The 18,635-nt window shown below is 63.1% G+C and carries 19 protein-coding genes and 1 other RNA gene; 8 read left to right on the top strand and 12 right to left on the bottom strand.

What is annotated here, in order from left to right:
- The first annotated feature begins 18 nt into the window (after positions 1–18).
- On the top strand, positions 19–855 hold the full coding sequence (locus J7355_RS09195) for a pyruvate, water dikinase regulatory protein (protein ID WP_209061900.1): 837 nt from the start codon (positions 19–21) through the stop codon (positions 853–855).
- Positions 856–920: 65 nt separating this feature from the next.
- On the top strand, positions 921–1,394 hold the full coding sequence (locus J7355_RS09190) for a DUF1249 domain-containing protein (protein WP_209061899.1): 474 nt from the start codon (positions 921–923) through the stop codon (positions 1,392–1,394).
- 14 nt (positions 1,395–1,408) lie between these two features.
- Here the strand turns inward: J7355_RS09190 and J7355_RS09185 are convergent, their stop codons facing one another.
- Complete coding sequence (locus tag J7355_RS09185) at positions 1,409–3,196, bottom strand: potassium/proton antiporter (protein WP_209061898.1); 1,788 nt, start codon at positions 3,194–3,196, stop codon at positions 1,409–1,411.
- A gap of 95 nt (positions 3,197–3,291) precedes the next feature.
- Here J7355_RS09185 and J7355_RS09180 point away from each other — a divergent pair, with 95 nt between their 5' ends.
- Positions 3,292–4,356: a sulfite exporter TauE/SafE family protein gene (locus J7355_RS09180; RefSeq protein ID WP_209061897.1), complete on the top strand. Its 1,065-nt coding sequence runs from the start codon at positions 3,292–3,294 to the stop codon at positions 4,354–4,356.
- Between the two features lie 245 nt (positions 4,357–4,601).
- Here J7355_RS09180 and J7355_RS09175 read toward each other — a convergent pair whose 3' ends face one another.
- From J7355_RS09175 to smpB, 8 genes are all read right to left on the bottom strand, one after another.
- Entirely contained in the window at positions 4,602–5,216 is a 615-nt protein-coding gene (locus J7355_RS09175; protein WP_209061896.1) for a hypothetical protein, read from the bottom strand.
- 845 nt (positions 5,217–6,061) lie between these two features.
- Positions 6,062–6,793 carry a hypothetical protein gene (locus tag J7355_RS09170; RefSeq protein ID WP_209061895.1) on the bottom strand — a complete coding sequence of 244 codons (732 nt, stop codon included), beginning with the start codon at positions 6,791–6,793 and terminating at the stop codon, positions 6,062–6,064.
- A gap of 116 nt (positions 6,794–6,909) precedes the next feature.
- A complete protein-coding gene (locus tag J7355_RS09165) occupies positions 6,910–7,251 on the bottom strand; it encodes a hypothetical protein (RefSeq protein WP_209061894.1) in 342 nt (113 codons plus the stop codon).
- Between the two features lie 106 nt (positions 7,252–7,357).
- Positions 7,358–7,555 (bottom strand): AlpA family phage regulatory protein, encoded by a 198-nt coding sequence (locus J7355_RS09160; RefSeq protein WP_209061893.1) that lies wholly within the window; start codon positions 7,553–7,555, stop codon positions 7,358–7,360.
- Positions 7,556–7,939: 384 nt separating this feature from the next.
- Complete coding sequence (locus J7355_RS09155) at positions 7,940–8,254, bottom strand: hypothetical protein (RefSeq protein ID WP_209061891.1); 315 nt, start codon at positions 8,252–8,254, stop codon at positions 7,940–7,942.
- Between the two features lie 89 nt (positions 8,255–8,343).
- The gene (locus J7355_RS09150) at positions 8,344–9,573 is read right to left on the bottom strand and encodes an integrase arm-type DNA-binding domain-containing protein (RefSeq protein ID WP_209061889.1); all 1,230 of its coding nucleotides are present in this window, start codon (positions 9,571–9,573) and stop codon (positions 8,344–8,346) included.
- Positions 9,574–9,736: 163 nt separating this feature from the next.
- Positions 9,737–10,098: a transfer-messenger RNA gene (gene ssrA, locus J7355_RS09145) on the bottom strand.
- A gap of 102 nt (positions 10,099–10,200) precedes the next feature.
- Positions 10,201–10,674, bottom strand: a complete 474-nt coding sequence (gene smpB, locus J7355_RS09140) for an SsrA-binding protein SmpB (protein WP_209061887.1) — start codon at positions 10,672–10,674, stop codon at positions 10,201–10,203.
- Between the two features lie 158 nt (positions 10,675–10,832).
- On the opposite strand from smpB, the gene J7355_RS09135 reads away from it, so the two are divergent.
- Positions 10,833–12,248 (top strand): sodium-dependent transporter, encoded by a 1,416-nt coding sequence (locus J7355_RS09135; RefSeq protein ID WP_209061886.1) that lies wholly within the window; start codon positions 10,833–10,835, stop codon positions 12,246–12,248.
- The gene (locus J7355_RS09130; RefSeq protein ID WP_209061885.1) at positions 12,245–12,553 is read left to right on the top strand and encodes an RnfH family protein; all 309 of its coding nucleotides are present in this window, start codon (positions 12,245–12,247) and stop codon (positions 12,551–12,553) included. Before J7355_RS09135 ends, J7355_RS09130 begins: the two co-directional genes overlap by 4 nt.
- On the opposite strand, the gene bamE is transcribed toward J7355_RS09130, so the two are convergent.
- From bamE to J7355_RS09115, 3 genes are all read right to left on the bottom strand, one after another.
- On the bottom strand, positions 12,539–13,006 hold the full coding sequence (gene bamE, locus J7355_RS09125) for an outer membrane protein assembly factor BamE (RefSeq protein ID WP_209061884.1): 468 nt from the start codon (positions 13,004–13,006) through the stop codon (positions 12,539–12,541). The two genes, J7355_RS09130 and bamE, sit on opposite strands and share 15 nt — an antisense overlap.
- Positions 13,007–13,121: 115 nt before the next feature.
- A complete protein-coding gene (gene recN, locus J7355_RS09120; RefSeq protein ID WP_209061883.1) occupies positions 13,122–14,795 on the bottom strand; it encodes a DNA repair protein RecN in 1,674 nt (557 codons plus the stop codon).
- 33 nt (positions 14,796–14,828) lie between these two features.
- On the bottom strand, positions 14,829–15,725 hold the full coding sequence (locus J7355_RS09115) for an NAD(+) kinase (RefSeq protein WP_209061882.1): 897 nt from the start codon (positions 15,723–15,725) through the stop codon (positions 14,829–14,831).
- Positions 15,726–15,771: 46 nt separating this feature from the next.
- Between J7355_RS09115 and J7355_RS09110 the strand changes: the two genes are divergently transcribed.
- The 3 genes from J7355_RS09110 to dnaK all read left to right on the top strand — a co-directional run bounded on the left by J7355_RS09110 (position 15,772) and on the right by dnaK (position 18,609).
- Complete coding sequence (locus J7355_RS09110) at positions 15,772–15,912, top strand: hypothetical protein (RefSeq protein ID WP_209061881.1); 141 nt, start codon at positions 15,772–15,774, stop codon at positions 15,910–15,912.
- Entirely contained in the window at positions 15,909–16,535 is a 627-nt protein-coding gene (grpE, locus tag J7355_RS09105) for a nucleotide exchange factor GrpE (protein ID WP_209061880.1), read from the top strand. Before J7355_RS09110 ends, grpE begins: the two co-directional genes overlap by 4 nt.
- Positions 16,536–16,665: 130 nt before the next feature.
- Positions 16,666–18,609: a molecular chaperone DnaK gene (dnaK, locus tag J7355_RS09100; protein ID WP_209061879.1), complete on the top strand. Its 1,944-nt coding sequence runs from the start codon at positions 16,666–16,668 to the stop codon at positions 18,607–18,609.
- The last annotated feature ends 26 nt before the right edge of the window (positions 18,610–18,635 follow it).

Genomic DNA, 18,635 nt, shown 5'->3' with positions numbered 1-18,635 from the left:
TCGTGCAGGATAGCGGCCATGACGACGACCGATACCCCGAAACGCTCGATCTTCTTCCTGTCGGACCGCACCGGCATCACCGCCGAAACGCTGGGCGCGACGCTGCTGACCCAGTTCGACGAGGGCTCCTTTCGCCAGTCCACGCTGCCGTTCGTGAACACGACGGAAAAGGCGCGCTCGGCACTCGAATACATCGAGCACACCGGCGCGGCCAGCGGTCTCAAGCCGATCATATTCTCGACCACGGTCAGCGACGAGGTGCGCGAGATCTTGCGCGAGGGCGACGTGGTCTTTCTCGACCTGTTCGACACCTTCCTGCCGGCGCTCGAAGGTGCGCTCGAGACCAAGTCCACGCACCGCGAAGGTCGTGCCCACGGCATTGCCGACGAGGACATCTACGAGTCGCGTATCGATGCGATGAACTACGCGCTCACGCATGACGACGGCGTGGGCGAGAACGGCTACAAGAACGCGCAGGTGATCCTGGTCGCGCCGTCGCGCTGCGGCAAGACGCCGGTGTGCATCTATCTGGCCATGCAGCATGGCGTGTATGCCGCGAACTATCCGCTCACCGAGGAGGATCTCGAGCGCCGCACGCTGCCGCCGGCGCTTCAGGCGCACAAGGACAAGCTCTACGGGCTGTGGATCGACGCCGAGCGCCTGCACCAGATCCGCAGCGAGCGCCGCAAGGGCAGCCAGTACGCGGCGCTGCCCCAGGTCAGCTACGAGCTGCGTCAGGCCGAGAGCCTGTACAAGCGGCACGGGCTGTCCTATTCCGAGACGACCAACAAGTCGATCGAGGAGATCGCGACGATGATTATGCAGGACAAGAACATCCGTCGCCGCTCGTTCTGAGGTGGACTTGTGACGGTGTCCGGCGTCGATTTGAAAAGCGCCGACCCTGCCGTATAGTCCGTTAGATGCCCAGACTCAAACGCAACCACTGGCTCCAGGCCGCCCAGCCGCGCAGCTTCACCGGCCTGATGGGCCTGTACGAAAGCAACTATCGTCGCTTCGAGCGCCTGGTGCCCGAACTCGACCTGCCGTTCGACGCGGCCGAGTCGCATGGTGCGGATGCCACCCTGTATCTGCGGGTGGTGGAGCGCTGTCGCTATACCACGACCATCCATCTGACCTATTGGTTCGGCGAAGGCCACGAACTGCGCCCGGACCCCGATCTGCTGCTGCGTATCTACCGTGACGCCCAGCTCGCGGAGGCGATCTCCTGCGATGCGCGCTCGCGTTATGTGGCGCTCGCGGGGGTGCCCGAGATCGACGAGGACGTGCTCAAGACCCAGTGGCCGCGTAATCTGCTGCTCAACAAGTGGCTTGCCTACTGCCTCGCGCAGGGACACGGTTTCGGCGGCGCCCACCGCCCGCGAAGCCCGGCGTAGTCGCAGGCGCCACGTCAGCCGCGGCGCCTGCCGTCACGCTTGTGTCGGCGCTTGCGTTTCGCGGTGTCGGCTTCTTCGTCGTCGGGCTCGTTCTCGTTGAGCCGCAGACCCACCGTCTCGATCACGCCGGCGTGCAGCGTGCGCACGGTTAGCCGCAACGTATCCACATCGACGACGTCGCCCTCCACCGGCCGCCGCTTGAGGCGCCGGCGCATGAAGTCCGCGATGGCCAGATCTCGGTCGCCGTCCTTTAACGAAAGCCCGTAAGTGTCGGCCAGCTCGGTCATGCCCGCGTCCCCGCGCAGGGTGAAGCTGCCGAAGAAGGTGCGCGCTTCCGGCGCGTGTTTGGTCTCGCCGCGGAACAGCTTGCCGAGCTCGTCGCTGTGGCGTTCCGGCGTGATGAGATAGAGCAGGTCGTCGACGGCGAAGACGAATTTGTCTTTCGGAAACAACAGGCGGTGTGCGCGCGTCACGGCCACGCAGCGCAGCCCGTCGAATCGATTGAGCGCCTCGCCCCGCGTGGCCGCGAGACTCGACGCCTGTTGGATACGAAAAGCGAGCAGCACATGCGTATCCGGGCGCGTGCCGCGAAAGCCAAAGCTCGCCGCGGGGCCGGGTTCGCGTGGCACCTGCAGTTTGAGCAGACGTGCCGTCCAGGCCAGCGAACTGCCCTGGACGATCAGCGACACGAGTACCACCGCGAAGGTGATATCGAACAGGAACTGGGCGCCTTCCATGTCCGCCATCAGCGGAAACAGCGAGAGCACGATCGGGACCGCGCCGCGCAGGCCCACCCAGGCAATGAAGCCCTGCTCGCGGGTCGGAAAGTGAAACGGTAGCAGGCTCAGCCAGACGGCGACCGGGCGGGCAACGAACATCAGAAATGCCGCGATCAGGGCCGCCGAGCCGAAGTGGTCCCAGAGCTGGTGCGGGTTCACCAGCAGACCCAGCACCAGGAACATGCCGGCCTGCGCCAGCCAAGCTAGCCCGTCCATCACCCGGAATACATGCTCGGAGGCGTGATTGCGCCGGTTGCCCACGATCAGGCCGACGAGATAGATGCCCAGGAATCCGCTGCCGCCGAGCTGGTTAATGGCGGTGAAAGCCATGAGGCCGCCCGAGGCGATCAGCAGCGCATAAAGACCTTCGACGAGTCGCATGCGCGCGACGAGAAACGACAGGCCGTAGCCGAGCACGATGCCGCCGACGATGCCGATGCCGAACTGGGACAGGATCTGGCTGGCGATACTCGATGCCGTGAAACCTTCATTGCTGTCGATGGTGGCCAGCAGAAACGTCACCAGGAAGATCGCCATCGGGTCGTTGGTGCCGGATTCGATCTCGAGCGTGGCGCTCACGCGCTGGTTGAGGGTGACCCCGGAGCTGCGCAGCTGCGAGAACACTGCCGCGGCGTCGGTACTGGCCACGATCGAGCCGAGCAGCAGGCCGTAGCGCCAGTCCACGTTCAGCCACACCGCGATGAATGCGCCGGCCAGCGATGCCGAGACCAGAACGCCCACGCTGGCCAGCGACAGGGCAGGCCATAACGCCACGCGGAATGTCTGCAGGTGCGTTCGCAGGCCACCGTCGAGGAGGATGATGGCAAGCGCCAGATTGGCGATGAAGAACGCCAGCGGCACGTTGTCGAAATCGATCTGACCGGGGCCGTCCTGGCCGGCCAGCATGCCCACCATGAGGAAAATGAGCAGCAGCGGCGGGCCGAAACGCGAAAGTGAACTGGCCAGCACGCTGAGAAACAGCAGCAGGCCGACGAAGAAGAGAATGACGTTCGTGTCGGTCATCGAATCCGGTAGCAAGCGGTCAACGAGAGCGCCGGCACGGCCAGCGGCGCGTGTCGGCGGCGAGGCGTCGTCGCCGTGCCGGCACGGCAGGCCCGGTGTGCGTGCAATCCAGGCAAGACGACACGCCAACTATGCCATGCCGGACGTTCCAAGCCGTGGAAAAGATGTCGCTTCGCTGCGCCTCGGGCGGATACAGGATGACAAGTCGCGACATCTTAAATAGCATTAAAGAATATGCATATAACAAAAAGTGTTTTCGATGCGACGCCGCGGCATGCTTGCCGGCATGGAAGGTCGCGCATGCCGTATTGGCGGGGAACAAGGGTGGTGCGATGAGCGTGCTCTTCGGCATCGTCGTCGGGTTGGCGCTCGGGCTGACGGGCGGCGGCGGATCGATCTTTGCCGTGCCGTTGCTGATTTACGGGCTCGATGTCGCGCCACACGGCGCGGTGGCGATATCGCTCGGCGCCGTTGCAATCACGGCCGCTTTTGGCGCGGTCGAAGGCTTGTGGCGTTCCATCGTCGAGCGGCGCGCGGCGCTGATTCTCGCGGCCGGCGGCATGGCGGCAGCGCCGGTCGGCGTCATGATCGGCGACCGGCTGAGTGAAGCCAGCGTGGTCGCCGCCTTTGCCGCGCTGATGCTGTGCGTGGCCGCGCGCATGGGCTGGCGCGCACGTACGGCACCGCAGGAATCGAACATCGTACGCGCGCGGCCGGCGCCGGACGCGGCGTCTGACCGCGGTACCGTCTGCCGCTACAGCGGCGACGGGCGACTGCGACTGAACGCGCCATGCAGTGCGGCCCTCATGGCCGCCGGACTCGTGGTCGGCGTTCTTTCAGGTCTGTTCGGTGTAGGCGGTGGCTTTTTGATCGTGCCCGCGCTGATGATCGTCACCGAAATGGGTATCCATCGCGCGGTAGCGACCTCCCTGGCGGTAATTACGCTCATCGGCGTGTCCGGCCTGGTGTCGAGCGTTCTTGCCGGCCGCGACATCGACTGGTCGCTCACCGGGCTGTTCGTGATCGGCGGCGTGCTCGGCATGGCGGGCGGGCGAGTGCTGGCGCGTCATCTCGCCGGGACAACGCTGCAGCTGATCCTTGCGCTGGCCATGGTGACCGTTGCGGTTGGCATGCTGGTGCAGAATCTGCTGGCGGCGTGAGCGAGGCCAAAAAAACCCCGTATCGCGTGTTGCGATACGGGGTGGGCGCTTGGTGGGGACGGCGTCAATCCTATAGGTTTAATAATTTTTTGTTTTTAAACCAAAATATAGATGACAAAAAGGTGAGATACCAACACAAATACCAACATTTTTAAGCGAGCAGCAAGTTACGCTACGGTTAGTACTCCGCAGCGAGCTGCGCTCGTTAGTAGCCTGGGATGGCTTCTAGCGTATAGCAAAGACTGTCACCGAATCTCAGTTGAAAGTTTTCCGGGAACCACCGAGTCTGCGCCAATGAAGACGGCGCGTTCGACGCTCATCGTCGGATTGCCCATACAAACCGGCAGCGACAAACGTACGCTTTCAGCTGAGAATCTCCGGAGCTCGTTCACTGTTGGTTCGTGACCGAAATAATCCGTGGCTATGGCTTTTAGCCGCAGCTCGTTGCGCCCGTCGTCTTCGGGAAATATTTCGGTTGCAAAACGAGCATTAACCCGATTGCCTGCCGCCTCACTACCGTCGTTGATATCGCTAACGAGCTGACTGCATGAGTATTTCTGTTCATAGCTCCCGATGCTTGAGCTCAAGCGGTCCGGGCTGTCGTCATTTAGATGGGCGTCGCCGAAGCTAGAAAGCGTGTCAGCGGCCTTCAACGGCCACGATGCACCCTTCATAAGGGTTGTGAACCAGTATGCGGAGACCCCTAGCTGCGTCTTTGGCTGGCTGTCACACCAAAGTACGCCTTTGATGATACCTTCGTTATCAATGCAGGCTTTTCGATCAGACAAGATGTAAAAACCTGCCATCAAGAGCGCGCCGCCGAGCCAAATCCATAGCACTACAAGGCCTGTCGCTTTCATTTCTCCCCCAACATGCGAGTGGTATAGCAGGCGATATCAATTTTATCGGGCAGCTATGTAAATTAATAATGGCTGCCATGATTCGAAAGAGCCAGGTTTGGCGTGCATCGGCGGGACTGCGTGCGATTTTCCCGGTGACGCTCGTATAGCGCTTAGATGGATTTGGCGCAATTGACGCTTCGCGCGCTCGCGCGAAACGATGCGCACGAGAATTATTTGCATCGAAGACGCTATATCCATGACGCCCTTTAGGGTCTAGCGCGCAAGATGTTACGTATGTGGCTCCAAAATACGGGGATACATGCGATATCTGATAGCTACTCTACTACTGACTTTGCCCGCGCTGGCATCGGCAGATTGCCGTACAAATCCCAACGGGAGCGTCACATGTTTCGGATCGGGCGCGACGGGCCAAGGCCGCGAAGATGTTGGCGATCAGGCCACCTTCGGCGGCAACGGTCAGACGGACTTGGGCGGTCACAACGAACGGCAGCGTAACCGCAATGCAGCCGGTCAGTCGTCATTCGACTATGGAACGCAGAATGGGCGTCGATACGACTCTGGCAATCGCTGATAGCGAACGAAAAGAGCCGGGCGCGAGCGTATGCAGCGGCGCTCGGCTCTCGCTTTTCACGGGACGATGCGCCGCCGTCATTTTGGTAATTACCTAGCGCGAACCCGTTGCGGGGCAATGGATTCGGGCGGAGCTACTCGCGCAACGCGGCACCACACAGCTAAACGCCACCTAGCACGGCATGACATGGCCGAACACGACTCAGTAGGTTAGGGGATTACTCCCCCGCGTGCGCGCGCGGCGAGTTTCTGCCGTGCTAGCGGCGTATGAGTCACGACGCGGCGATGCGCTCGGCTTCGTCTCGGGTCATGTCTGGCCCTCCGAGCACCGCTCGCACGCGGGAATATTCCGCAGCGCCTTCCCTGCATGCACCGCCGACAAGCACCCAGATGCTTTTTTGACGCCTGAGCGCGGCCATGGGGCGAGAGGGTCGGGGGTTTTCTTCGGCGCGGCACACGCGGGCGATTTCTTGGCCCATTGCGTAGCCGCCGGTCGGTGGCAGAAAATCCCCACTATCGCCACGCGGCTCGCCTTTATTGAATTGAGCTGTCCAAAAGCGATCCGGGTACAGACCAAGGCTTGAGCCGTCATCGCTGAAAAGCTCGAACGTGGCCACTACTTTCCCCTCCTCGACTTTTCGCGGCGGCTGTGTCGGTGTTCTGCGCGTCTTGAGCGCCGTTGCACCTCTGCGGGGTAGATGCGTGGTTTCGTAGCTGTGAAAGCGTGCGAGATAGACGCCCGGCTTGATCTCTGGGTCTTCGTCGTCGAGCACTCCATCGGCGAGACTATCGGCCATGGCTGGCTCGCGCTCGGCTGCGGTTCGGGAGGCAAAATCCATCGGCTGGCCGTGCCCGGTATGCAGCGGCGCGGGCTGCTCAGTACGCGACGACACACCGGGATTGTCGAAGACAATGTGATCCTCTGGGTCTTGGCTCTCAAATTCTGGCCCGGCGTCATCAAGGCCGGGGATATAACCGTCGGCGGTGTTACTTTGTTCTCGCATTGCATCCTTGCTGATTAGGCAGGGCCTTTGGTGGAGGCTCGGCCTTGAATCCTTTGCTCTCGTGAGCCCGTGTGCGCCGTTCTGCACGGCGCGCTTTGCTTGGCGCTAGGGTTGCCCTAGGTTGTTGCCGCTCTTTTTCTCGTCGGGCCGTGTTGCCCGGTCGAAATGGCAATAAGGTCGGCTTTTGCACGAACATGCGGGCCGCTCTCCGGCCCGGTGCGCACTAGCCATAGGCCGCAACTCGTGCATGAGCATTGCGCGACCTGCTCGCGCCATGTGCCAAGGCCGCTTTTCGAGTCATAGATGCAGTCGTGGCACGTCTTGTTGATGGCCTCTCTCAGGCTTGGCTTTCGGTTGCCGTGTACGCGATTCCAGGCGGAGCGGTCCTCCGCCGGGGCGTCATTCCTGATTGCAGGGGCGGGGGTGTCCTCGAGTTCGGCAATGTCGTGTAAATCCATGATTACGTCCTCGCATTGGCGATGCGATGCCGTGTGTGAATGCCGCTGGCCTGCGGCGCGGGGTGCCCGGTCGATACCGAGGCTCGTCTCGGTGCCGGCGTTAGGCTCAAGCTGCACGGTAGTGCTCAATTCTTTCTTCAATCCATTGCACTACTTCACTTTCCACCCACGCCACGGAGCGGTAGCCGATATTGACCGGCTTGGGGAACGGGTGCTGCTCGCGCTGCATGGCGCGGTACAGGCTTGAGCTGCTGCCGAAGCCTGCGAGGCGGAGCACTTCAGGGCGCCGAATTAACTGATTCATCTTGGTTCCTCCCGGTTTGTCCAGAAATCTCATGGCCTCGTTGGCGCAGCTCCAAGATACTCAGAGAAAATGTCTAATCAAGTGCCATAAAAAAGAAAAGTTTGTCTAAATCGTCTAATAATAAATTAGACATTGTAATGACAAGGTTTTAGCGAGATAAATCAATACAAAGAAAGGTAAAAATAATTTTCATGCGCCTAAGTAGCTTTTACGTCTAATCCTGTCTCCTGTGACATTAGACATAGGGGCCTAAGAGGCGGCGTGAATAGCTTCTCGCACGCAACGATCCACCCCGGTATGGCTCCACGCTCGAACAAGCCGGGGGCGGGGTCGCGTCTCGTTTAATCGCTGTCGGGAAAGAGCGTGCGGTCTAGTCGGTGCAGGCTAAGGCGCCGTCACGCCCGGCCGCTGTGTGTCAGGCGAAACGTGGCACTCGTCAGCCAGCCGTGCGGCGCTGGACTCGAGTTCGGCGAGCATCGCTAGCAGTTCGCCCGTGTGTACCTGCTCGCTCTGGGGGCGGGCGTCTGTGATCGATGCATCGGCGAGGAGGCTGCCGAGCGCGGCCATGCCAGCGGATGCGATGCGCTCCACTTCGGCGGCGCGGCCCGCGATGGTTTGACGCTCGCTCTTTGACTGCGCTTTCGCGTGCTCTGGAGAATGGATCAGGCCCGTGATCGCGGGAATGGCTACGGTTTGCATTGCGTGTGCCTCATATCGTGCTAATGAGGCAGGGACGCTATGTCGCGCAAATGCGAGTTAACAAAGGGTTAGTTGGCGTTAGTCATTGGCTAACTGGCAGCGGTACGCAAGGGTACGACTCTATCGGCCTTTCCCTCGCGCAGCCGGTCTAGGTAGTTCGCCCATGCCTGCATCATCTCGCGGCGCTCGGCTAAGTGCTCGGCGTAGTTGTAGGCTGCGCGCACGCTATTGCTTTCTGCATGGGCAAGCTGGCGCTCGATGGCGTCGGGTTTCCAGCCCTGCTCATTAAGTAGCGTGCTCGCGATGCTGCGAAAACCGTGTGCGGTCATCTCGTCTTTGGTGTATCCCATCTTCCGCAAGGCAGCGTTGAGCGTGTTGTTGCTCATGGGGCGTCCTTTGCCCCGTATAGAGGGGAAAACGTAGCGATCTCTGCCAGTCAGCGGCTCGATTTCGCGAAGAATCGCGATCGCTTGCTCAGACAGCGGCACGATATGCGTTTGGCGGCCTTTCATGCGATGGGCGGCGATGCGCCACTCGGCGCGGTCAAGATCGAACTCAGCCCACTCGGCTGCGCGCAGCTCGCCCGGCCGCACGAATACGAGCGGCGCGAGCTTCAAAGCGCAACGCGTTGATAGATGGCACTCGTAAGCATCGATTGCCCGGAGTAGGGCGCCCACGGCTTCCGGCTCCTTCACACTCGCGAGGCTTTTTGGCTTCACGCTTGGTAGTGCGCCGCGAAGGTCTGCGGAAGGGTCGCGTTCGGCACGGCCGGTCGCGACTGCATAACGGAAAACCTGCCCACAGTTCGACTTGGCGCGGTGCGCTGTCTCAGTCGCGCCGCGATCCACGATCCGGCGCAGCGTTGTCAGTAGTTCAGGCGCGGTTACGTCGCCTATCGGGCGCGAGCCGATCCACGGGAAAACGTCGCGCTCCATGCGGCGCATAATTCGCTCGCCATGACCTGCGCTCCATGCGGGCGCCTCTTGGGCGTGCCACTCGCGCGCCACGGCCTCGAACGTATCAGCGTCGCTTCGCGCCAGTTTTGCTGCCTTTCGAGCCTGCATCGGATCAACGCCGCGTGCGCGTTCGTTGCGGGCGTTCTGTAGAGCGGTGCGCGCTTCGGCGAGACTGACATCGGGGTAGTTCCCCAGCGGCATGGTCTTTTGCTTGCCGTCGAAGCGGTAGTTGTATCGCCAAAGCTTCGAGCCGTTCGGCTTGATGAGGATTTGCAGGCCGCGCCCGTCGCTCATGCTGTAAGCCCGGTCGCTCGCCTTGGCGTTCTTCACTGCGGTCGCGGATAGCTTATGCGCGTTGCCCATGTTGGTATCACCCCTGTCTGCCTACCGTGGTACCAGCACGGATACCAACAACTAAGCCGTGATTTGCTGGTATCGGCTGAAACGTCATGGAAAACATGGGAGCAAAGAAAAGCCCGCCACACAAGGGTTGTGAGGCGGGCTGGGGCGTTGGGGAACGCCGTATTGGTGGAGACGGCGGGAATCGAACCCGCGTCCGCCGATTCTCGACCCTCGGGTCTACATGCTTATTTCGTCTTTGATTGTCGGCGCGAGGTTACCCGACGAAAAGGGAAAACCTGCGCGTATCTTCGTTTGCTCTTAACGGATCAGCCCGAAGCGGGGCTTAGCCGCGAGTCTGTGAGAGTCGACGCCCGTGACCGGAAGCACAGACACTTGACCGGGCGGACGCTAGCGGGTTTTAGGCCGCCAGTGCGTAGTTGTCGTCGTTCGCAACTAGCTTAGGGTGCAAATTGATTAACGAGGTTGATTTGCGACCTCGGCATGCACCTCGGGTTTTGACATCGGCGTCGAAGCCATGTCGTCCCCGAAAACACGTTTGGATTGTAACAGCAAAACGACCTGTGGGCGCGGATCGCGAATTCAAGCGTATGCGCGGGCAATGAATGATCGGCCCGGGTTTCTTGGCCCTCAGTTGCGCAGGATCTGGGCCTTGCGGCGGTTCCAGTCGTGCTCCTTCTTGCTCTGGCGCTTGTCGAACTTGGCCTTGCCCTTGGCCAGCGCGATCTCGAGCTTGGCCTTGCCGCGCTTCCAGTACATGGCCAGCGGCACGACGGTGTAGCCCTTCTGTTCGGTGGCGCCGATGAGGGTGGCCAGTTCCCGGTCGTGCAGGAGCAGCTTGCGCGTACGGGTCGAGTCGACGACGACATGCGTGGACGCAGACTCGAGCGGCTGGATGTGGCTGCCCAGCAGAAATGCCTCGCCGTCCTTGATCAGAACATAGGCTTCCGTGATGCGGCCCTTGCCGGCGCGCAGCGCCTTGACCTCCCAGCCTTCGAGCACGAGCCCGGCCTCGAGACGCTCCTCGAGGAAGTAGTCGTGCCGCGCGCGTTTGTTCAGCGCGATGGTCGAACTGGGTTGTTTGCTGTTTTTTTGCTTAGCCATGGGCTTAGTATAGCGCCCGGAGCAAGCAAATGACCGGGGGGCAATTTGCAGGCTAGACATTCAGCGCGCGCTGTACGGGACGGCGCGGCGGCAAGAGGTTCGCGGGTGCGTAACCGGCCGAAAGGCAGAACACCGAATTCAGCGGCGTGCGACGCCGCGTGGCACGTTCGTGGCAGCGCGCGCCGCTGATGGTTGCCTACGCACAGCGCCCGGAGTGGTCGTCCTCGCCGCGTTTCGTGATCGCGATGATCGCCGCGGTGGTGAGCCTGAGCAATCTCTGGCGGCTGCCGTATCTCTTGTCGGAGTATGGCTCGGGGGCGTTTCTGCTGGTTTATGTGGCCGCGCTGCTGAGCATGGGGCTGCCGCTGTTGTCGGGACAGCTTCTCATGGCGCGCGGTACGCGAATGGACGTGCCCGGGGTCATCGCTTCTTGGACGCGCAACGCGCCGCATTCGCGCGTGTGGATATGGAGCGGTTATCTCGCTGTATTCGGTGCGGCGCTGCTGCTGGCAGCCTACAGCGTGGTGGCGTGCTGGAGCCTGGCCTACAGCCTGCGCGGCGTGACCGACATGCTCGACGGCAGTTCCGTGCAGGCGGCCAGCGCGCAATTCGTGGCGTTTGCCCGTGATTCCGAACGCGGCTTCGGCTGGCTGTTGCTGTTTTTCTGTCTGATTACCGCGACCGCGGCACGCGGATTGCGGCGGGGCGTCGAGCCGGTGATGCGCACACTGGCATTCTGCATGCTCATGGCGTTGACGGCGCTGATGGTGTCGGCACTGCTCGATGCGCGTGCGGGCGCGGCGTTCCGCGAAGTGTTCGCGCTCGATTTCGCGGCCCTGAGCTGGCGCGGTGTTTTCGAAGCGCTCTATCAGGCGTTCTTCACGCTCAGTCTCGGGTCCGGGGTCGTGGTCGCCTTTGGCAGCTACCTGCCCGCACAGGCGCCGGTGGTGCGGTTGTCGCTGATCGTTCTGGTGATCGACCTGCTGGTCTCGCTGGCCTGCGCTTTCATGCTCAGCGTGTTCGTGGGCGGCAGCGGCGCGTCGCTGGATGTCGGCGTGCAGAGTCTGTTCGAGGCGCTGCCGGTCGCTTTCGAAAACAGCTGGCAGGCGCCGATCATGTTCGTGCTCATCGCGCTGGTGAGCCTGTCGACGGCCATCGGGCTTTTCGAGCCGGTGGTACAGCTCGTACAGCAGCGCAGCGGCTACAGTCGACTGCGTTCGACGCTGTATGCCGGTGTCGGGCTCGCGCTGCTGGGGCTGGTGGCGTTGCTGTCGTTCGGCATTCTTCACCGGCTGACCGTGCTCGGCTACAACCTGTTCGGCTGGCTGATGCTGGCGACCGCGCAGTTGATCGGCCCCTTGACCGGCCTGCTGCTGTGCGTGCTGATGGGGCGCGTGCTCGCACGCAAGCGTCTGGTCAACGCATGGCAGCATTCGGGTGAATATGGGCGTGCCACCGGCTTTGCGATCTGGCACGCGCTGCTGCGCTATCCCACGCGTATCGTGCTGCTGCTCGTGCTCGCCTACGCGATGGGCGGGCTGCGTCTTATCGAAATGGTCTGGCAACCCGGATGAGCGATCTGGAAATCGAAGTGGTGTTCGCCTTGCCCCAGCGCTGCTGGCGGCGCCGGGTCACGCTGGCAGAAGGGGCGACGGCCGCCGAGGCGTTGGCGGCGTCCGGTCTGGAGGCGGTCTACAGGGAACACGCGGGCGAGGGCACGCCCCCGCTGGGCTTGTACGGGCGCAAGGTGCGCCCGGCGCAGGTGCTCAAGTCCGGCGACCGGCTCGAGATCTATCGACCGCTGACCGCCGATCCGCGTCAGCGTCGCCGCGCGCGGGTGGATGCGCGCCGCAGGCGCGACCGTTCAGGTGCCGGGTAGCGGGGCTCCCAGGGGCTGATCCTCGGCGCCACGGCGATTGTCCTGATCGATTTCGGGCTGGTCGTTGTTCGGGCCCGGCGTCACGCTCGAAGGCAGCGGCTGTTCCTCGTCCATGCCGGGCTCGCCGTCCATGATCTGGGCCGTGTATTCCTCGTCGCCGTCGATCTCGGCAAGCTCGTCGTTGACGAAGTAGAGATTGAGCTCGCTCTTGCGCACGTGGGCGCGCGGATCACGATAGTAAAACACGTAGTCCCAGCGATCGTTCTCGAAGCTGCTGTCGATCAGCGACGTGCCCATCACGTATTCGACCTGGCGCTTGGTCATGCCCAGTTCGAGCTGGCGCACGTTCTTGGCCGTGACCACGTTGCCCTGTACCACCGGCACACGGAAGAAGACCGGCAGGCTGCATGCCGTAAGCATGAGCAGCGAGGCGAGCACGGCGACTGTTCTCATAGACTTCTAATCCCTGTTGGCGAACCGCATCATACGGCAGCGGTTTTTGCCTGCCAAACCACGTTGCGGCGCAGGCGCATGGCGATCGAAACGGCGTGCGTGCGGCGCGCGGCGCTCATCCGTGAGCGCGGGCGATCATGTCGGCTGCATGGGCGCGCGTCTGGGCCGTGAGCTCCACGCCGCCGAGCATGCGGGCGAGTTCCTCCACCCGCGCCTTGTCGTCGAGACGCGAGATGCGTGTCGACGTCTGGCCGTCGGCGACCTGTTTGGCCACATGCAGATGATGCGCGGCCTGTGCGGCCACCTGGGGCAGATGGGTCACGCATAGCGACTGGCCGGTGGCACCCAGTTCGCGCAGCTGGCGGCCCACGATTTCGGCCACGCCGCCGCCGATGCCGGTGTCCACCTCATCGAACACGAGCGTGGGCACGCGCGTGCGCGTGGCGGCAACGACTTCGATCGCCAGGCTGATCCGCGAGAGTTCGCCGCCGGAGGCGACGCGCTCCAGCGGCCGTGCACTCTGGCCGGGATTGGCCGCGATGAGAAACTCGATCTCGTCGGTGCCGGCGGCACTCACCCGCGCATGGGCGTCGGGCGTCACGCGCACGCTGAATACGCCCTCGGGCATGCCCAGCGACTGGATGATGCGGGTGATCGCCTCGCCCAGATGACCGGCCGCGATGCGGCGTTTGTCGCTGAGCGCTGCCGCCGCTTTCTTGTAGTCTTCGGTCTGACGTTCGGCGTCGGCCCGCAGCGACGCCAACCGCGCGCCGGCGCCTTCCAGCGATTCGAGCTCGGCGGCCAGGCGCTGTGCCAGCTCCGGCAGGTCGGCAGGCGCGCAGTGGTGCTTGCGCGCCAGATCCTGAATGCTGCTCAGGCGTTGTTCGACCTCGTGAAAACGCTGCGGATCGATATCGAGCGTATCCACGTGGTGGCGCAGCGCGTCGACCGCCTCCTGGGCCTGGATACGCGCACCGGCGATCAGCTCCAGTACTGGCGTGAAGCCGTCGTCGATCTCGGCGAGGTCGACGACCAGGCGCTCTGCGCTGCCCAGCTGATCCATGGCCGCGCCTTCCTCGGCCTCGTAGAGCGCGACGAGCGCGCGCTGACCGTCGCCGATCAGGCGTTCGGCGCTGGCCAGGCGGCGATGCTCGGCTTCGAGTGTCTCGAGTTCGTCCGCGCCGAGATCGAGAGCGTCGAGTTCGTTCACCTGATAACGCAGCAGGTCGATACGCATGTCGCCCGCGTCGTCGACCTGCTCGATGCGCGCTATTTCTTCACGCGTTGCCCGCAGTGCGTCGGCGGCCTCGGCGACCGCCGCGAGCGTGTCGGTATGTTCGCCGTATTCGTCGAGCAGCGCGCGTTGGGCGCTGCGACGCAACAGCGACTGGTGGGCGTGCTGGCCGTGGATGTCGACGAGCTTCTCGCCGAGCTCGCGCAGTTCGCGGGCCGGCATCGGCGCGCCGTTGATCCAGCAGCGGCTGCGCCCCTCGCTGGCGACCACGCGGCGAATCACGCATTCGTTGTCGTCGTCGAGCTCATGCTCGGTCAGCCATGCACGTGCGGCCGGGGCGTCGTCGAGGATGAAACGCGCGGAGATGTCGGCCCGCTCGGCGCCCTCGCGCACGGCGGCGGCGTCGGCCCGGTCGCCGAGGATCAGATTGAGCGCATCGACCAGGATCGACTTGCCGGCGCCGGTTTCGCCGGATAGCACGGTCATGCCGGCGTCGAATTCGACGTCGAGCCTGTCAATGATCGCGAAGTTCCGAATCGTGATCTCAGCGAGCATGGGCGCGTGGTCGTTCCTTGTGCTATGGCGCGCTCAGGAGGGCGGCATCTTCTGGCCGCGCCCCCATTGCAGTTTGTTGCGCAGAATATTGAAGTAGTCGTAGCCCGGCGGGTGGATCAGATGCAGGTCGTGCGGGCCGCGCTGAATGCGTACGCGATCGCCCGCGCCGAGCGGCTGGCTGACCTGGCCGTCGCTGGTGAACAGTGCGGCGCCGTCGAGGGTGTCCGCCACCCGGATCTCGATCTCGTGGTTGGCATCCACGATCAGCGGCCGGTCCGAAAGTGTATGCGGGCAGATCGGCACCAGCGCGAGTGCGTTCAGGCCCGGGTGCAGCACCGGCCCGCCGCCGGACAGGGCGTAGGCCGTGGAGCCGGTCGGCGTGGCCACGACCATGCCGTCGGCGCGGTGGTGGCTGATGAAGTCGCCGTTCATGTAGGTGTCGAAATCCAGCACGCGGGCGAACGCCTGATTGCGGATCACGCATTCGTTGATTGCCTGGAAGGTCTCGCTCTGCGGCGTGCCGTCGGCCTTGACGATGCGCGCTGCCAGCATCAGCCGTGATTCGGCGATGAACCGCCCGGCGAAGATGTCGTCGAGCGTGGCGATCATCTCCGCCGGGAGTACGTCGACCATGAAACCGAGGCGGCCGAGATTGACGCCAAGCAGTGGCGTCTCGGCCGCGGCAACCGCGCGCCCGGCATCGAGCAGGGTGCCGTCGCCGCCGACCACGACCACCAGGTCGCAGCGCGCGCCCAGCGCCTCGCGCGGGCAGGTCTCGACATCGTCGCCAGCGGTCGTGGCATGGCCTTCATCGAGCAGGACACGCTTGTCGCGGCGCTTCAGGTCGGCGATGAGATTGTTCAGCGTCTGGCGCACGCCGTCGTCGTGCTTCTTGGCCAGAATGCCGATGGTTGCGAACTCTTGCGCCATGCGCGGGGAATGGTTCCAGGGAAGTCGATGCGTAAGCATTCACGCCTTGCCGGACAATTTCAACGAAAACCGGCGCATCCATGCGCTTGAAATGCTCCGAGCCAGCCCAATTGTGGAGGCAGTCACGCCGACGCAGGGCAATCAACTGGTCGGCATCGTCATACAAGCGGGGATTTTGAGCACATGAGTCAGCAGGACAAATCGAACACACCGCACGACGAACAGGACTCGGCCGCCGAAAACACGGCCCAGCCGGACGTCGAGGGCGTGCAGACCGGCAGCGAGGATTTCGTCGACGCGGGCGAGAGCACGGCCGACAGCGTGTCCGAAACGGACGAGCTTCAGGCGGCACTCGACCAGGCGCAGGCGGAAGCCGAGCAGTATCGCGATCAGGCGGTGCGTGCACACGCCGAAATGGAAAATGTCCGCAAGCGCGCGCAGCGTGACGTCGAATCGGCGCGCAAGTTCGCGATCGAGAAGTTCGCCTCCGAGCTTCTGGGCGTGCGCGACAGCCTCGAGCTGGGTCTGAAGGCCGCCGAAGAGCAGAGCGGCGACTACGACAAGCTCAAGGAAGGCATGGACATGACGGTTCGCATGCTCGTGTCCAGCATGGAAAAGGTGGGCATCGAAGCGATCGATCCGAAGGGTGAGACCTTCAACCCGGAATTCCATGAAGCCGTGTCGACCCAGCCCAGCGATGAGCTCGAGCCGAACACGGTCGCCGACGTCATGCAGAAGGGCTACACGCTCAACGGGCGCGTTCTGCGCGCTGCGATGGTGGTCGTGGCCAAGCCGGCCGGCGAAGGGTAGCGCGCAGCCGGCTCCAAGGGGGTGAGCGCTTGAAAAACATCGCGTCGCGCCCCAAATCGTTCGTCAAGTCAAAGTTTTTGTAGTTGTTGAATGGCGCTGCTGATGCGGCGCGAATCAGAGGGAAATGAACATGGGTAAGATTATCGGTATCGACCTCGGCACCACGAACTCGTGCGTGGCCGTGCTCGAAGGTGATCAGCCGAAGGTGATCGAGAACGCCGAAGGCGAGCGCACGACGCCGAGTGTTGTCGCCTTCACGGACGACGACCAGACGCTGGTCGGTCGCCCGGCCAAGCGCCAGGCGGTCACCAATCCGAACGACACGCTGTACGCGATCAAGCGCCTGATTGGCCGCACCTTCGACGACAAGACCACGCAGCGCGACATCGAGACGGTGCCCTACAAGATCGTCAAGGCCGACAACGGCGACGCATGGGTCGAAGCCGGTGGCAAGAAGATGGCGCCGCCGGAGATTTCCGCCAAGGTCCTTCAGAAGATGAAGGCGACCGCGGAAGACTATCTCGGCGAAAAGGTCACGGAAGCCGTGATCACGGTGCCGGCCTATTTCAACGACGCGCAGCGCCAGGCGACCAAGGACGCTGGCCGCATCGCGGGCCTCGAGGTCAAGCGCATCATCAACGAGCCGACTGCGGCAGCGCTGGCCTACGGCATGGACAAGAAGGGCGACAAGAAGATCGCCGTCTATGACCTGGGTGGTGGCACCTTCGACATTTCCATCATCGAAGTCGCGGAAGTCGACGGCGAACACCAGTTCGAAGTGCACGCCACCAACGGCGACACCTTCCTCGGCGGCGAGGACTTCGACAACGCGATCATCGAGCATATCGCCGCCGAGTTCGAAAAAGAGCAGGGCGTGAACCTGCGCAAGGACAAGCTCGCCCTGCAGCGGCTCAAGGAAGCCGCCGAGAAGGCCAAGATCGAGCTGTCCTCCACGCAGCAGACCGAGATCAATTTGCCCTACGTCACGGCCGACCAGTCGGGTCCGAAGCATCTCAACATGAAGATGACCCGTGCCAAGCTGGAAAGCCTGGTCGAGGATCTGGTCGCCCGCACGATCGACCCGTGCCGGACCGCGCTCAAGGATGCCGGCCTGAAGGCCTCGGACATCGATGACGTGATCCTGGTCGGTGGTCAGACGCGCATGCCGGCCGTGCAGGAAGCGGTGAAGAGCTTCTTCGGCAAGGATGCCCGCAAGGACGTCAACCCCGACGAGGCCGTGGCCGTCGGTGCCGCGATTCAGGGTTCGGTGCTGTCGGGCGACACGACCGACGTGCTGCTGCTGGACGTCACGCCGCTGTCGCTGGGTATCGAGACCCTGGGCGGCAAGATGACCAAGCTGATCGAGAAGAACACCACCATCCCGACCCGCAAGTCGGAGGTGTTCTCCACGGCCGAGGACAACCAGCCGGCGGTGACGGTGCACGTGCTCCAGGGTGAGCGCGAGCAGTCGAGTGCCAACAAGTCGCTGGGCCGTTTCGACCTTTCCGACATCCCGCCGGCGCCGCGTGGCACCCCGCAGATCGAAGTTACCTTCGACATCGACGCGAACGGCATCCTCAACGTGTCGGCCAAGGACAAGGCCACCGGCAAGGAACAGTCGATCGTGATCAAGGCTTCCTCCGGTCTGTCGGACGAAGAGATCGACAAGATGGTCAAGGACGCCGAGGCGCACGCCGAGGAAGACGCTAAGTTCAACGAGCTGATCACGGCGCGCAACCAGGCGGACGGCCTGATCCACGGCATCGAGAAGGCCATGCGCGATCTCGGCGACAAGGTCACCGACGAAGAGAAGCAGCCGATCGACGAGGCCATCAAGGAACTGCGCGAAGCACTCGAAGGCGACGACAAGGCCGCCATCGAAGAGAAGACGCAGAAGCTTTCCGAAGCCTCGACGCCGGTCATGGAGAAGGCCTACAGCGACGGCCAGGGCGAACAGCCCGAGGGCGGCGCCGAAGGCCAGGCACAGGGTCAGGACGGCTCCAACGACGATGTCGTCGACGCGGACTTCGAGGAAGTCAACGAAGACGACAAGAAGTCCGGCACCAACTCCTGATCCCCTGATCGGGTAGTCCTTCAGCC

This window comes from Endozoicomonas sp. G2_2, from assembly GCF_017744135.1.
Lineage (GTDB): Bacteria > Pseudomonadota > Gammaproteobacteria > Nevskiales > Salinisphaeraceae > Salinisphaera.
The sequence above is the reverse complement of the archived record's forward strand: the minus strand, read 5'-3'. Positions and strand labels throughout refer to the sequence as shown.

Excerpts from the sequence above, each read along its gene's own strand:
- J7355_RS09130 (WP_209061885.1), top strand. The coding sequence starts at position 12,245 with ATGAGCGATCTGGAAATCGAAGTGGTGTTCGCCTTGCCCCAGCGCTGC.
- J7355_RS09160 (WP_209061893.1), bottom strand. The coding sequence starts at position 7,555 with ATGAATCAGTTAATTCGGCGCCCTGAAGTGCTCCGCCTCGCAGGCTTC.
- J7355_RS09165 (WP_209061894.1), bottom strand. The coding sequence starts at position 7,251 with ATGGATTTACACGACATTGCCGAACTCGAGGACACCCCCGCCCCTGCA.
- J7355_RS09155 (WP_209061891.1), bottom strand. The coding sequence starts at position 8,254 with ATGCAAACCGTAGCCATTCCCGCGATCACGGGCCTGATCCATTCTCCA.
- J7355_RS09185 (WP_209061898.1), bottom strand. The coding sequence starts at position 3,196 with ATGACCGACACGAACGTCATTCTCTTCTTCGTCGGCCTGCTGCTGTTT.
- J7355_RS09175 (WP_209061896.1), bottom strand. The coding sequence starts at position 5,216 with ATGAAAGCGACAGGCCTTGTAGTGCTATGGATTTGGCTCGGCGGCGCG.
- smpB (WP_209061887.1), bottom strand. The coding sequence starts at position 10,674 with ATGGCTAAGCAAAAAAACAGCAAACAACCCAGTTCGACCATCGCGCTG.
- J7355_RS09190 (WP_209061899.1), top strand. The coding sequence starts at position 921 with ATGCCCAGACTCAAACGCAACCACTGGCTCCAGGCCGCCCAGCCGCGC.
- grpE (WP_209061880.1), top strand. The coding sequence starts at position 15,909 with ATGAGTCAGCAGGACAAATCGAACACACCGCACGACGAACAGGACTCG.
- J7355_RS09170 (WP_209061895.1), bottom strand. The coding sequence starts at position 6,793 with ATGCGAGAACAAAGTAACACCGCCGACGGTTATATCCCCGGCCTTGAT.
- J7355_RS09115 (WP_209061882.1), bottom strand. The coding sequence starts at position 15,725 with ATGGCGCAAGAGTTCGCAACCATCGGCATTCTGGCCAAGAAGCACGAC.
- dnaK (WP_209061879.1), top strand. The coding sequence starts at position 16,666 with ATGGGTAAGATTATCGGTATCGACCTCGGCACCACGAACTCGTGCGTG.
- bamE (WP_209061884.1), bottom strand. The coding sequence starts at position 13,006 with ATGAGAACAGTCGCCGTGCTCGCCTCGCTGCTCATGCTTACGGCATGC.
- J7355_RS09195 (WP_209061900.1), top strand. The coding sequence starts at position 19 with ATGACGACGACCGATACCCCGAAACGCTCGATCTTCTTCCTGTCGGAC.
- recN (WP_209061883.1), bottom strand. The coding sequence starts at position 14,795 with ATGCTCGCTGAGATCACGATTCGGAACTTCGCGATCATTGACAGGCTC.
- J7355_RS09150 (WP_209061889.1), bottom strand. The coding sequence starts at position 9,573 with ATGGGCAACGCGCATAAGCTATCCGCGACCGCAGTGAAGAACGCCAAG.